General features: G+C 53.6%; 11 protein-coding genes, 1 tRNA gene and 1 pseudogene. 9 read left to right on the forward strand and 4 right to left on the reverse strand.

Going from position 1 to position 14,260, the window contains the following annotated elements:
• The first annotated feature begins 5 nt into the window (after positions 1-5).
• From larC2 to EL645_RS39415, 4 genes are all read left to right on the forward strand, one after another.
• Positions 6-1,211, forward strand: a complete 1,206-nt coding sequence (gene larC2, locus EL645_RS20870) for a nickel pincer cofactor biosynthesis protein LarC2 (RefSeq protein ID WP_136625256.1) — start codon at positions 6-8, stop codon at positions 1,209-1,211.
• A gap of 54 nt (positions 1,212-1,265) precedes the next feature.
• Positions 1,266-1,814: a DnaJ family domain-containing protein gene (locus EL645_RS20875; RefSeq protein WP_126552300.1), complete on the forward strand. Its 549-nt coding sequence runs from the start codon at positions 1,266-1,268 to the stop codon at positions 1,812-1,814.
• A 174-nt stretch (positions 1,815-1,988) separates the two neighbouring features.
• A complete protein-coding gene (locus EL645_RS20880; protein ID WP_126552301.1) occupies positions 1,989-3,374 on the forward strand; it encodes a serine/threonine protein kinase in 1,386 nt (461 codons plus the stop codon).
• Between the two features lie 528 nt (positions 3,375-3,902).
• Positions 3,903-4,259, forward strand: coding sequence for a hypothetical protein (locus EL645_RS39415; protein ID WP_161977546.1), 357 nt, complete (start codon positions 3,903-3,905; stop codon positions 4,257-4,259).
• 208 nt (positions 4,260-4,467) lie between these two features.
• Here the strand turns inward: EL645_RS39415 and EL645_RS20890 are convergent.
• A tRNA-Thr gene (locus EL645_RS20890) sits at positions 4,468-4,539 on the reverse strand.
• 243 nt (positions 4,540-4,782) lie between these two features.
• Between EL645_RS20890 and rdgB the strand changes: the two are divergent.
• The 5 genes and pseudogenes from rdgB to EL645_RS20915 all read left to right on the forward strand — a co-directional run bounded on the left by rdgB (position 4,783) and on the right by EL645_RS20915 (position 11,714).
• A pseudogene (gene rdgB, locus EL645_RS20895) lies at positions 4,783-5,396 on the forward strand (RdgB/HAM1 family non-canonical purine NTP pyrophosphatase).
• A 57-nt stretch (positions 5,397-5,453) separates the two neighbouring features.
• A complete protein-coding gene (locus EL645_RS20900) occupies positions 5,454-6,311 on the forward strand; it encodes a 3'-5' exonuclease (protein ID WP_126552302.1) in 858 nt (285 codons plus the stop codon).
• Positions 6,218-8,524 carry an ATP-dependent DNA helicase gene (locus tag EL645_RS20905; RefSeq protein ID WP_126552303.1) on the forward strand — a complete coding sequence of 769 codons (2,307 nt, stop codon included), beginning with the start codon at positions 6,218-6,220 and terminating at the stop codon, positions 8,522-8,524. Before EL645_RS20900 ends, EL645_RS20905 begins: the two co-directional genes overlap by 94 nt.
• A 19-nt stretch (positions 8,525-8,543) precedes the next feature.
• Positions 8,544-10,721 carry a molybdopterin-containing oxidoreductase family protein gene (locus EL645_RS20910; protein WP_126552304.1) on the forward strand — a complete coding sequence of 726 codons (2,178 nt, stop codon included), beginning with the start codon at positions 8,544-8,546 and terminating at the stop codon, positions 10,719-10,721.
• 636 nt (positions 10,722-11,357) lie between these two features.
• Entirely contained in the window at positions 11,358-11,714 is a 357-nt protein-coding gene (locus EL645_RS20915) for a hypothetical protein (RefSeq protein ID WP_126552305.1), read from the forward strand.
• A 72-nt stretch (positions 11,715-11,786) separates the two neighbouring features.
• Here the strand turns inward: EL645_RS20915 and EL645_RS20920 are convergent, their stop codons facing one another.
• From EL645_RS20920 to EL645_RS20930, 3 genes are all read right to left on the reverse strand, one after another.
• Entirely contained in the window at positions 11,787-12,476 is a 690-nt protein-coding gene (locus EL645_RS20920; RefSeq protein WP_218031943.1) for a PspA/IM30 family protein, read from the reverse strand.
• 150 nt (positions 12,477-12,626) lie between these two features.
• Positions 12,627-13,856 (reverse strand): ISKra4 family transposase, encoded by a 1,230-nt coding sequence (locus EL645_RS20925; RefSeq protein ID WP_126549265.1) that lies wholly within the window; start codon positions 13,854-13,856, stop codon positions 12,627-12,629.
• Positions 13,804-14,151 (reverse strand): hypothetical protein, encoded by a 348-nt coding sequence (locus tag EL645_RS20930; protein ID WP_126549266.1) that lies wholly within the window; start codon positions 14,149-14,151, stop codon positions 13,804-13,806. Before EL645_RS20930 ends, EL645_RS20925 begins: the two co-directional genes overlap by 53 nt.
• Between the last annotated feature and the right edge of the window lie 109 nt (positions 14,152-14,260).

Consider the following 14,260-nt stretch of genomic DNA (forward strand, 5'->3'; position numbering starts at 1 on the left):
GATGTATGATGGATACGATTGCTTATGTAGATTGCTCAGTGGGTGTGAGCGGTGATCTATTGCTCAGTGCTTTGTTGGATGCTGGTCTTTCCCTGGCACGCTTGCAGGATGTCCTTACGACAGTGGCTATGCCAGGTACGTATTGCATAGAACCGCTCAAAGTACAGCGTCCAGGCCTCAGTGGAAGCGCATTCTCGCTTGCAGTCCAGGATACAGGGGCGCAACGCTCTTTGGCTGAGTGGCGGGACCATTTACTACAGGTTGCGACTCTGCCTGTGCCTGTACGCGAGAACACGCTGCGCTGTCTGCAGTGCCTGCTTGAAGCTGAAGCAACTGTCTCCAACACTACCGTGGCTACTCTGCGTGTGTCATCCGCCACTGTGCTTGAGCTACTGGCAGTGGTCGCGGGTCTGCATGAGCTAAAATTGATGGCACTCTATTTTTCCCCTTTACCCCTTACCCATGGATTTGTAGAGAAAGAACAGCAGTTGCTTCCCCTTCTTTCTCCGGTGAGCCTGGAGATCCTGCGCCCCCATCCCGTCTCCTGGAAGCCGTCTACTTTATCCACTGCACTGGTGACCCCCGTTGGCGCTGCCCTGCTGGCTACCTTTGCCCGCTTCGATCCTCCTGTGCTATCTATCGAACGCACCGGCTCTGGGCTGGGTGAGACGGAGCAGAATTGGTCGGGAGCACTGCGTATCTATCTTGGCAGGGCTCAAACTGTGGCCGAGCCTGATTTTATCCAGTCAGGACAGGGCGCGGATACCGATTGGGTGGCCGTGATTGAGACGCATATCGATACCATGACGGGCGAGTTGCTGGGTGGTCTGATGGAACGACTTTTTGCCGCCGGGGCGCTCGATGTAACTTATACCCCGATCCAGATGAAGAAGAATCGGCCTGCTACCTTGCTGACTGTCATCTCTCCTCTTGATCTTGGAGAACAGCTGGCCTTGCTTTTGCTGCGTGAGACGACGACTCTGGGGGTGCGGATCCAACATATTCGTCGCCTCAAGGCACAGCGTGAGCAGATACAGGTCGAGACTGAACTGGGACCGATGTTGGTCAAGGTGAAGCGCCTGGGTGGACAGGTAATTCACGTGGCCCCCGAATATGAGGAGTGCCAGCGGGTGGCGAGAGCGCACAATATTCCCCTGGCGGCCGCTTATGAGGTTGCCAGGGATGCCATCAAAAGCGTTATAATAGGATAACAAAGAAAGGAAAATGACGACGTAGCTTTGAAAGAAAGAATGTGAGAATGCCGCATGGATTTTGTGGATTGGCGCAAGCGCTTAGAAAAACCCCAACTGGATACGGAAGAGAATCGGCCGTCGACCTACCGCGGACGGCGTATGGGCGACTATGTAGAAGAGATGATCCGCAAAGCTCAAGAGCGTGGGGATTTCGATCACTTAAAGGGTATGGGCAAGCCGCTCCAATTGGATGCCCATCAGACAGACGATAATAGCATGGCCTATGGCATATTGAAGAACAATGACTATGTGCCTTTTGAGATCCAGCTTCAAAAACAGATTGATGCGGATATTGAGCGTGCGGGTCGGGAGATTCGCTACCTGATTGCGCAGCGCAAGCATCTGTCTGCCCGCAAGATTGCGCCTTTTGAGAGCGAGAAGCGCAGATTCAATGCCGCCGTAGAGAAGGCTGCCACCGAGTACGACGAAGCCTTACGTCGTATCAACAGCAAAATCTTAACCCTGAATGTCTCGGCCCCGTCCTCACTACACAAACCCATCTTGAAGGTGGGTGAGATGGTCGCCGAGTTCCGCCAGCAATGCCCCCTCTTCGAACGCTAAAAAGGTGTTCCCTCAATTTTGAGGGAACATCCTGTGTTTCTTATTGCTTTTGCTCTCCTGCGACTTAATACATGGTGTGGTACGTAAAAAGTACTTAATGTCACGAAGCTGGCTCCTGATGCGTGTACTAACTGTGGCTGGCGTATTTTTTATGGCAGGAAGAGCGAGAAGTTTATGCAGGATTTGTTGAATACCGTTATCTCACATTATACTATCGTCCGGCACATCGCCAGGGGCGGTATGTCTGATATTTATCTGGCGCGTGATCTTACTTCTAATAGGGAAGTTGCGCTCAAACTGGTTCATTCAGGCAATCACGATTACTGTCTACGCTTCCAGCGTGAAGCTCAGGCCATCACTACCCTGCGCCATAAGCATATCCTGCCAGCCCTGGACTATGGTGAGGTGGACCCCTGGTGTTACCTGGTGACTCCTTATGTCCCCAATGGTACCTTACGTGATCTTGTTCAGGCTGGCCCTTTGACGTTGGAAGATACAGGCAAATATCTAGATCAAGTCGCTTCCGCTCTGCATTACGCCCATGAACAAGGTATCGTTCACCGCGATATCAAGTCGTCAAACATATTGATGCGCGATCGCGATTTCGTCTATCTGGCCGACTTCGGCCTGGTTAAGAATACTCGTAGTGTCGCTGAAAGCCTGACCGAGAGCGGCTTTTTAGTCGGTACCGCCGAGTATATGGCCCCCGAACTGGCGGAGCGGGATGCAACTCATCTCAGTGATATTTATGCCCTGGGGATTGTGCTCTATCAGATGCTTACCGGGGATGTGCCCTTCAAAGGTTCAACTCCGGTGGGGACGTTTATGCAGCACCTCTCGAAAAAAGTATCGCGCCCTTCTCTGGTCAATCCAGGCATTCCGGCTGCGTTTGATAAGGTTGTGCTGCGCGCCCTGGCGAAAGAGCCGGCGCGTCGTTATCAATCAGCGCTTGAGCTTGCCGCTGCGTATCAGCAGGCCCTCGATGTTTACTCACGGCAATCTGTAAACGAAGCTAAGACAACCCAGCATCTCCCCGTTCTGCCCGCCGCGCCACCTGTCGTAGTAGTCTCTCCTCTGCGTCGCCAACCACCTCGACGTGTCGCGCTACCAGTCGTGCTGGCTTCCGTAGCCTTATTGACGTTGGGATTATCTTCATTTGCGTTGCCCGGTGGTAATATCAGACCTGTCAGTGCTACCGCGGATAGCCTTATCCAGGCGCATGCTACTATTGGTGCAAGCACCCCCATAGTCGTCAAAACCACGCCACCCGCCAATAACAAGCAATCAAACACGCCAGGAAAAACCACGCCGCCTGCCAATAACCGGCGATCAGGCACGCCAGGAAAAACCACGCCATCCACCCATAACAGCCGATCCAATACTCCTGTTAAGTCTACCCATACGGTTAATGCTACTAGCTCGGATAATACTCCCGCTCCAGCCGCCAAAGCCGCACCCCCTAAGGGTAAGCCTCATGCTAAAGCCGCACCCCCAAAGGGTAAGCCTCATGCTAAAGCCGCACCCCCAAAGGGTAAGCCTCATGCCGGACCCAAAAAATAATACTGGTGCTACAGTAGTAGTATAGAGGCAAAATTATGGCAATCCAGAATCCACTTGATAAGCGGATTCTGGATTGCTTTGCCGTTTTAGGTATGATCACCTTCTAGAAGCAGGTGACTCGACGGATATCTCTTGGGCTACGCGATCTCGATCCTGCTCATGCTCCTGGCTGTATATAGGAGTTTTGACAGCATGGCCAGCGGTTCTACTCAGGTGTGTGTATTTTTGTCCTCACCGAAATACTGATGGCTTCCGGCATACGCGGGATCTCTCTCCTTTGTCTCTTCATAAACAAAAGCTGTTTGTTGTGCGTTTTAATTTTGAGGCTGAAAGCGATTGCAGCTCGTCAATGTAGCATTCATCCCTTTGGACAACCGCATTCGCTCTTTCCCCTTGTAGTGTTTCTCATCAATGTCATGTGGGTAGATGATCCTCCTGGACTCTATCGCCGTAGGCGCGAATTTCGCGCAGGTCGTATCCCTGATCTGCAGTAATATGCTCGGTTTATGAGCCAGAAAGGTAATAAGCATGCTTACACCAAAATTACCTCTTTTCAAAGGTCTGATTGTTGGTAGCGCCCTCATCAGCAGCCTCTTTGGCTTCGCTGGATATAGTGCTAACACGCAGGTTTTCCATGCATTACAATCCCCAACTCTTGGTGTTCAGCAAAGCGTTGGGTCGTTGTTATCATTGAACACACCCCCTCCATCCCATTCCATCTTAGTGGCAATGTTGGCCAGGGTCCAGGTGGCGATGGTGGTAACGGCTGTAGTGGTGACAACTGTGGTGGAAGTGGCGGTCGTAACGAGGGTGGCGGTAAGGGTGGTGGCGGTAGCAGCGGTGGTGGCGGTAGCAGCGGTGGTGGTGGTCGTTAATCTCAGATAAGTGCGAGGATAACCTATAAATACGATAAGGAAATAAGGTAGTTTTGTGATAACTACCTTATTTCCTTACTTAAACACGTATAGGCACAAAATCTTTAGATGACACGGCGCATAGAATGATCTGAAAAAAGATCTGATGTAGAGGCAAAAATAAGACCACCTTAAAGCCCCACTAGAAGCGGTTTTAAGGTGGCTTAGGCATAAAAAAAAGCCGATGGTCGGAATTGAACCGACGACCGACGCTTTACGAAAGCGTTGCTCTACCCCTGAGCTACATCGGCGGGTATGGTTTCAGAGAATCACGCGTGTTCTTCTCTTAACATTGCGGATTATACATGTAAACCCGTGCTATGTCAAGCATTTTTGCCCAGGATTTTTTATGCCCTTAGATTTTAGCATTTTCAATTGATGTATTTCATTGTGATTTAGAGTAATTAAATACAGAAATCTTTGCCTCGACAACTCTACTAGCGTATGGTAGAATAAGTGGCAATGTTTCGGTCCTGCCTAGTTTGGAGTCTTTTATGCGCGTCCTATTGGTTGCAACCACAAATCGTCATAAGTTGGAAGAGTATCGAGCAATATTTTCTGATCTACCTTATCAATTGCTTTCACTCAATGACCTCCAACTCAATTTTGATGTTGAAGAAACCGGAACAACTTTCCAAGAAAACGCAGAATTAAAAGCCCTGGCATACGCGCGTGCCTCGGGAACACTCTCTCTCGCAGATGACTCTGGTTTAGAAATTGATGCCCTCGGAGGGGCACCAGGCGTGTACTCTGCCCGTTTTGCTGGTGTGGATACCCCTTATGAGGAACGTTTCCCCATTCTCTTTGATCGCCTGCATGGTGTTCCACCAGAAGAGCGTACAGCCCGCTTCAAGTGTGTGATTACCATTGCTGAACCTTCTGGTTATCATCAGAGTGTTGAAGGGTCGATCGAAGGCTTGATTACCGACCCCCTCGTGGTACTTATGGATTTGGTTATGATCCTATCTTCCTGGTCCCTGAATTAGGAAAGACAACCGCTGAAATTACACCAGAGCATAAAAATAAAATTAGCCATCGTGGGCAGGCGGCTCTCAAAGCTCGGACCTTGCTCGAAAATTGGCCTCCATCCCCTTTTCCTCCTGAATAGTGGTGGGGATATTATTTGTTGAAAATAGTCGAGAGAGACGTGAGGAACGGATAATCTATGGCGAAACGATCTGCCATTCGTGTTGCCCTTGATCTAGAAACAACTGGTTTACATCCCGAGCAAGATGCGATTCTCGAGATTGCCGCTGTAAAGTTTCAAGGGACCGAAGTAATCGATACATTAGAAACATTTGTGACCCCCGGTCGTTCGATTCCCTATCGTGTGCAGCGTTTAACTGGTATTAAACCAGAACATTTGACTGGTGCTCCTCCGTTTTCTGCTGTGGCAAAGAAATTACAGTACTTCCTTGGTGACCTTCCCATTGTCGGACACAGTATCCCTTTTGATGTGAGCTTTTTGCGCCTGCGCGGTATTGCTCGTTCAAATCCGCTTATCGATACTTTTGAGATGGCGACTGTACTGTTGCCTTCCCAGGTGAGCTATAATCTGGGCCAGGTTGCTGAGACCCTTGGGGTGCGTGTGCCGCATGATCGCCATCGTGCGATGGTTGATACGGTGCTGGCAATGGAGGTTTTTAATGCCTTGCATCAGCGTCTACAGGCTGTGGATCTGGATGTCTTGAATGACCTGGCCAATCTGGATGCGCCGCGTTCCTGGCCTTTGCTGCAATTTTTTCGTCAGGAATTGCGCGAGCGACAAGAGAGTGAGGGGGTGGTAGGCAGGCTTTCACGCGGTAGCCTCGGTGATCGCTTCGCCGCCCAGCTGGGAATGGACCCCCGTGTGCTGTCTTTCGCTGTTGGTCGTCCACCAGAAAATTCTATCCCTCCTGTACCCCTCCTCCTCCCGAGGGCCTTGAGGTTATGCCTGCCGCCGAGGTGCGGTCACCCAGAGGCAATACGGTTGCCCGTCAGGCCATTTTTCAATCTTTGGAGCAGCGTGAACCTTTGCTATTAGAACTCACGCTGGGCGGACACGATTATTCGGCTGCTCTGCTGGCGGTATTAGAGTGGTTGGCGGCGCAGCCAGAGGATGAGCTTGCCACGCAGTCCTCTCCTCGCAGGCTTGTGATTGCCTGTGCTAATCAGCAGAGTGCGCGGCGCTTGATCGATACGACCTTGCCGCTCCTCCAACAAAAAGTGAATTCTAATCTTTCGGTTGCTTACCTGGCTGAACACGGGGGCTATCTCTGTACCCATCGCTGGTTTGGGGCTGCTATGCGGCGTACCAGTGGAGAGTTGACGGCCGAGCAGGCTCGGGGTCTGGCCAAGCTGCGCCTATGGACGCATGAAACCCTGCAAGGTGATCGTAGTGAGCTGACTCTGTTGCAGCAGGAGATTACGGCCTGGGATCGCATCTCGTCTGACTTTGAGCAGAAGCGGTCGGTGGATGAGCGTTTTGATAAGACGTACCAGCGCTGTACTTATCGCCGTAAGGGCTATTGCTTTGTGAGCCTGGCTGAGGATCGCGTGAAGGCGGCCCAGATTGTGGTGACGACGCATGCAGGCTTGTTCGATGATCTCTCTCTGAAGCAGCCTTTGCTGGCCTCTATCGATCGGCGTCTAATTTTGGATGCTGATCTGATTGAGGAGGAGAATATTCGCTGGGGTGGCTCTGAGTTTGATCAGCTTCGGGTGCTCCGGGTACTCAATACCATTGGGGCTGAGCTGGCGGATGGTCGCTATCAGGGTTTGCTGGCCCTGGCGGCCCCTTCATTGCGTGAGAATGGACCGGGTGGCCTGTCTACGACGCCGACGGTTCCTAAATCTGAGCTTGATCAGCGTTTGCTGCAGTGGTTCCAGACGCTGCGCCAGGCCCGTATGGCTGTGGGCCGTCTCTTCCTGGCTTTTTCTGGCCTGGTCGATGATTCTGTTCAGCAAGGTGGCCGTGATAAAGGGCGCTCGGATGGTCAGCAACGTTCGCATCCCCGTGGTCATGAACGGCCAGATCAGCCGCTGCGGCTAACGGGCAGTATTCGTCATCTCAGTGCCTGGAATGAGGTAGAGCAGGCCTGGCAACAGGCGTCGCAGCGTTTACGTACGGTGATCGATCTGGCTAATGAGGCTGAGAAGAGTATTCTTTCTAAACAAAATAATCGTCGGCGTGCTGACCAGGGAAGTGGAGAGGATACCTCGGTTGCTTCTGAGCTGGTGGCGGCCGCCTATCAGTTAACCGAGCAGCTACAGATGGTCCAGCAGGCGATGTCTCTGGGTGAGAGCAATTTTGTCTATTGGCTGCGTATGCCACCTACCCCTCTGGCTGCGTCCCAGCAGCATGTGGCGAGGAAAGCTTCAGAGCCTGGTTCCAGTATGATCTCTATCGATCCCGCACCAATCCTCTATTCACAGCTTATCCATACCTCTAGTATGCTGAAGCGCTTGTTATTTAAGGATCAGGCCAGTAATATCTTTGCGGGGACCTCTCTCTCGGTGGATGGTTCGTTCGCCTTTGCTCGCCAGCGTCTGGGTCTTGAGCAGGAGTCCGTGGCTGTCTGTTCGGCTACGGCTGAACACCAGGAGCAGACCCTTATCTATCTACCTAATGATGTGCCTGAGCCAAATGCGCCGCAATATCAGCGCCATCTGGATGATGCCCTGGTCAATCTGGCGACGGCCCTGGATGGACAGGTGGTGGCCCTCTTTACTTCCCATGCCGCGTTACGTAGCACCTATACGGCTATTAAGCCGATCCTGGAGGCGCGCAATATTCTTGTCCTGGGACAGGGGGCCGATGGCTCGCCGCGCCAGTTGTGGCAGGTCTTCCAGTCACAGGAGCGCGTGGTGCTACTGGGTACGGGGAGCTTCTGGGATAATGCTGATGAGATTGTGCGTTCGCCGGCCTGCCTCTTTATTGCTCGCTTGCCTATGCCTGTACTGAATGATCCCCCGCTGGCGGCGCGGGCGGAACAATATTCGGATCAATTGCATCAGTTGACGGTGCCCATGGCTACACTGCGTGTGCGTCGGGCCATCGACCGTTTTATGTGGGGCGATAATAAGCGTAATGCTGTTGTGTTGTTTGACCGCCGCGTGACCTCAAAAGAGTATGGTGCAACCGTCTTACATAGTCTGCCTCGCTGTTCGCAGCGCCAGGGGGCGGCTTCGTTGATGCCCGAGGCTATGCTGGACTGGCTGACCGGGGAAGGGGCCTGGGAGGAAGATCACTCCTGATTGAAAGGATACTGGCTGTATGTCGTTGAAAACGCCAATTCAAAAAGAAGAACGTCGTAATCTACGTGTGGTCTATGGGGCTTGCCCACACGATTGTCCTGATACATGTGCACTAGAGACACGTGTGGATGAAAGTGGCCGCGCGGTGAGTGTGCGTGGGCGTCCCGACCATCCCGTTACGCGCGGTTGGCTGTGCGCCAAGGTGAATCGCTACCTGGAGCGCGTCTATCATCCTGAGCGCTTGCTCTATCCTCTCCGCCGTAGTGGCCCCAAGGGAAGCGGCCAGTTTACGCGTATCTCCTGGGATGAAGCGATTGCTGAGATTGCTGAGCGCTGGAAGAATATCAGTGCGCAGCATGGTGCCGAGGGTATCCTACCCTATAGCTATGCGGGTACGCTGGGCCTGGTGCAGGGCGGCGTGACAGATAGTCGTTTCTGGAATCGACTCGGGGCCAGCCAGTTAGAGCGCTCAATCTGTGGCTATGCCGCTGAAGATGCTGTCCTGCTTACGATAGGTGGTCGCCTGGCCCCGGCTCCCGAAGATCTGCTACACAGTAAACTGATCTTGATCTGGGGGAGCAATCCCGCCAGTACCGCCCCTCATGTGGTACCTTTCCTGCGCGAGGCGCAACGTAAGGGCGCGCGCATCATCGTGATCGATCCTATTCGTACCCTGACGGCTCGCTCGGCCGACCAGCATATCCAACCCTTGCCGGGCACGGATGCGGCCCTGGCCCTCTCTATGATGTATGTGATGGTGACTGAAGGGCTACACAATGCTGAATGGATCGCCCAGCACACGGTTGGCTGGGAGCAGTTGCGCGAGCGCATCATGCAGTATCCGCCTGAGCGGGCCGCCGCCATCACCGGCTTGGCGCGCGAGACGATTGTGGACCTGGCGCGTGCCTATGCTACGACCAGCCCTGCTATGTTGCGTATCTCTGATGGCATCAATCGACATACCAACGGCGGCCAGACGGTGCGTACCCTGGTCTGCCTGCCCGCGCTGGTGGGACAATATGGCGTCGCCGGTGGGGGCCTGATGTATAGCACAAGCGATTGGTTGAAGTGGAATAAGGCGGCCGTCGGCCATAGCCAGGAAGCGGTCTGCCCACCGGCGACGCGTAGCCTGAATATGAATCGCCTGGGAGCCATCCTGACCGGAGAGGCCGATCCTTCCGTCTATTCTTTGTATGTCTACAATGCCAATCCTGTTGCCTCTGCGCCTAACGCGGGCAAGGTGGTTGAGGGCTTGCAGCGTGAAGATCTCTTTACCGTTGTCCACGAGTTATTTGAGACTGATACCGCCCGTTATGCCGATATCATTCTGCCGGCGACCAGCCAGTTGGAGCAGGTGGATCTCCATAAACCCTATGGCCACCTATCTTTGCAATATAATACGCCCGCCATCGAGCCGCTGGGTGAGGCACGCAGTAACTGGGATGTGATGCGCGCGCTGGCGAGCGCGATGGGCTTTGAAGAGCCCTGGCTGCACATGGATGCCGATGCCATTATTCAGGAAGTGTTGGAGGCGACGGCTCCCCAGCAGCCGACCTTACAAGGCCTGACCCTGGAACGCTTTAAAGCTGAGGGCTCGATCCCCTTGACCATCCCTGACCATGAGCGTGTGCCATTCCAGGATGGTGTGTTTCGTACCCCTTCTAAGAAAGTCGAATTTTATTCTGAGCAAGCAGTCGCCAAGGGCTATGATCCTGTCCCCGACTGGATACCAGAGGTCGAGGCGCGTCCGGAACCCTTGCGCCCGGCCACCAAAGATGAATTGTTGCCCTTGCTTTGTCCGGCGGCCCACCATTTTATCAGCTCAACCTTTGCCAATCAGCAGACACTGATCTCCAAGGAGCGCACCCCTACCCTGCGTATTCATGCCGAGGATGCGAAGGCGCGTGGCATTCGCAGTGGACAACTGGTGCACGTCAGCAATGAGCGTGGCTGGTGCCGCCTGGTTGCCGAGATATCGGAAGATGTCCGCCCTGGTGTCCTGGCAACCACGACCGTCTGGTGGCCAAAGTTCAGCCCCGACCAGCGCAACATCAACTGGACCACCTCAGATCGCCTGGCCGACTTTAACGGAGGTAGCACCTTCTACACTAACCTGGTCTCAGTCCAGCCCTTAGAAATGAACGAACCCTCCACACAAGAAGAACCCCTCGGCATTTTCATCCCCAAAAATGCCTGAAAAAGAAACACCATCTTTCTGAGAGAAAGCGAGGATGCAAGGGGCGGCGAGCCCCTTGAAGAGGCCCAGCTCCCCAACCACTGTAAGCGGGGATGCAAGGGGCGGCGAGCTCCTTGAAGTGGCCCAGCCCACTCAACCTATCGCAAGCGGGAATGCAAGGGCGGCGAGCCCTTGAAGAGGCCCAGCCCACTCAACCTATCGCAAGCGGGAATGCAAGGGCGGCGAGCTCCTTGAAGAGGCCCAGCCCACTCAACCTATCGCAAGCGGGGATGCAAGGGCGGCGAGCCCCTTGAAGTGGCCCAGCCCACTCAACCTATCGCAAGCGGGGATGCAAGGGGCGGCGAGCCCCTTGAAGAGGCCCAGCCCACTCAACCTATCGCAAGCGGGGATGCAAGGGGCGGCGAGCCCCTTGACTGGGGTCTGGGGGCTGTGCCCCAGCTTCTCTCCTCTTCCCCATCGGTGACGCCTTCAGGCGGCACCACCTCCCCCAGAAAAACACAACCCAAAAAAAGACACATTGCAGACCAACACCTGCAATGTACTAACTATCCACTTTAATTTGACGGGTTTTGTGCTCTATGTTACCATAACCCTAAGTGGATTTTTGAAATCTGCTATTATGAGGGGAGTGCTAACATGAACTTATATGAGCAGTTATTGGTAGTGAGAGAGCGGCTCGAAGGCATTGGAGCGCATGACGATAGCATGGACCTTGTTGAGAAGTTGTTGACAAAGGCTGAAGCTGCCAGAAATGACCGCACCAGTATCTCGCAGGTACAAGTGCTGCGTCATATGCTGCGCATGCCTGAAACGCTCGATAACTATAATGTCTATAATGATCTGCAAGAGCTCATCAGCGAGCGTGATGACGTAGAAATCGCTGCCCGCGAGGATGCTGCTCCAGCTGCCTATGTAGACACCGAGCGCCGTCCAAAGCCAAAATCCTTCTATAAGGACAAAGCACGCAAGGAAAAAGAGCAGAAAAAGGGCTAGACTACATTCCAGTAGCTGGCCCTTTAATTTGTTTTTGTTGAGTGTTTGGCCCTTCGAGTTGCAGTTGTTGTTTTAAAGCCTGCAATTGTGCTTCCACATTTTGCTGGGCGGCAATTTGCTGCAACTCCCGGTCAAGCGTGTCGCCACTTCCTGCCCCCAGCAACCCCTGTTCCCCAGCGTACCCTGCTCGATCAAGCTATCCATCGCATTGGCCCGCGCCTGCATATTCAATACCTTGTCCTGCGCTCTCTGCATAGCCAGGTTCATTTCTGACATTTCCTGAGAAATTCCAGTCACCGCCTCATTAATCTTTACCTGGGCCTGGGCTGCGCTATATTGGGCCTTCACCATTTCCTTCTGGGTGCGGAATGTCTCAATGCGCGCCGAGACGGTACGCTCCATCGTAATTAATTTCTCTTCCTGGGCTTTTAGCTGGGCGATCTGTTGCTCATAGCCACTCAACTGTACGACCAGAGTCTCTTTGCGCTGCAGCGCCATGCGGGCCAGGTCCTCTCGGTTAGCCTGCAGCGCCTGCTGAGCCTGCGCATCTAATCTATTCAATTTTTCTACCAGCTGAGATTGTTGCAGTTCCAGGCGTTTCTCCTGGGTGACTACATCCGCCACCGAGCGCCTCAACTGCTGTAATTGTTCAAGCTGCTTACTGTAGGAATAATCCATCACCTGTCCAGGATCTTCGGCCTTATCCAGGGCTGAATTAGCGCGGATGCGAAACAGGGTAGCGAGGCGAGCGAAAAGTCCCATATAACCCTCCCGATAAAGATAAGTTCGAGTATAATCTGCAACATTATACGTCTGGAGAAGAATTACGTTGCTTTTTTATCTCTATCATATCATACTTGATATGATTTCTGTCTGCGTTATAAATTCAGGAAAACGCCAGAAGGGTGTCATTCATTTTTTTGCAGAGCCATCTTGAAGCATGCGATGCGAAAAGGTTTGCCTTCCCCAGCGTTTTTGTCCCTCGGTTCGTCCTTTGCGAGAAGAAGGTTGTGGAGCAAACGTAGAGGAAGGCAACCGCAAACAGATGTGCAGAATGAGCGCTCGCAGTTCTTGCGCGCAGCGAGCGCGTCGCTGGAGACTTCGCTGCTGTCGTTGGCCATGGTGATGATCGTTGCGCCAGCGTTGCTGATACTGCCAACTCTCTTCCCAGCGCTCGTTACACATCTCTCCCCGTAAGGCGAGCATGGGATTGACATTGCCCGGCTCCCAATGCATTCCTGCTCCCTTGAGACGGGCTTGCATCACCACTTTGTTGGCGCTTTCGACCATTCCTGAGCCAATGGGCCATCCCTGGGCTTGAAACTGCGGATAGTTCATCTGCGCCAAACGCTTGCCGAAGTAACGGAGCGCATCGGTGACCGCGGGCAACGGCCGAGCACGTTTCCACCACTGCAGATGCCTCATGATGCGTTCTGGCCCCGCATGTTTGAGCTCATGAAGAACCACATTGAGCCAGCGAGCAGGGACATGATAACCCTGCTGTTGTCCCTGTTCGGCGACCTGACCAAGGTAGTGGGCAGCATGGGCAAAATCTAAGATGCGCACCGCATCATGGCGATGTCCATCCACAAAGCCTTGCAGCCACTCGGCGCCATCCTGGATGGCACATACCTGCCTGGCCTGTGCGATCCCTCGCCGCGTCACTTCCGCCGAAGCCAGATCCGCAAAGATTGATGCATCCGCCAACCGCGCAAAGTAGCTATGCTGCTCGGTTTTCGCTGTTGAGGGGTTCACCTGAGCAAATACGGCCATTTTCACTTCACCCCAGATCCCACCGCGCAAGGGCACCATCCCGCCATCACTGCCCATCGCCATCTGCTCCACCACTGGAGCGGCAGGAAGAGGGAAACGAGGTCGGGCGGCTTCGGGATGGGCTTGTTCGCTCTGGATCGCCTCGGCGATCTGTCCTGCCTGCAAGGTACAGCGCCGGACGCTAGCCTCACTGATGCGAATGCCAAGCAACGCCTGCACTTCTTTGGCGGCTTGCCCAAAAGGCAGATGCGTTCCTAAGCGCACCAGACTTTGATGGGCGTGAGGTAACAACGCGGTGGGAGGCAGTTGCAGTTGCTCATCGAGGGGGAAAAAAGCTGTATCCGCAGGCGGGACAGCTCTGGTAGTCACGGCTCACGTTCACTTCTTGCTGTCCTCGTGTTTGAAAGGTTCGGGTACGTGCCCCTCGTTGATGCATGCGTGTGCCGCATTGCGGACACGATCGTGGCCCCTGCTGGGTGGTTTCCCTCTCTGCTTGGGCCATCTCTTCAATGATGCGAGCCCGTACCTGATCGAGTTGGGCATCAATGGCGGCTTCAATTTCGGCCAGGGTGGCTTTGGGATGCTCCTTCTGCCATTGAGCAAGCGTATGAAAGGCTTCTTGACTTTGTTGCTGCCAGCGTTGCTCCAGGTCTTCTGACTTCATGATCGTGCCCACCTTTCTCTTCCTTGCGTTTGAGCTGTTTCTATCTTACCATTTTGGCTCTGCAAAAAAATGAATGACACCCACGCCAGAAAAAAACCTTGACAACCCT

Source organism: Dictyobacter kobayashii, assembly GCF_003967555.1.
GTDB lineage: Bacteria > Chloroflexota > Ktedonobacteria > Ktedonobacterales > Ktedonobacteraceae > Dictyobacter > Dictyobacter kobayashii.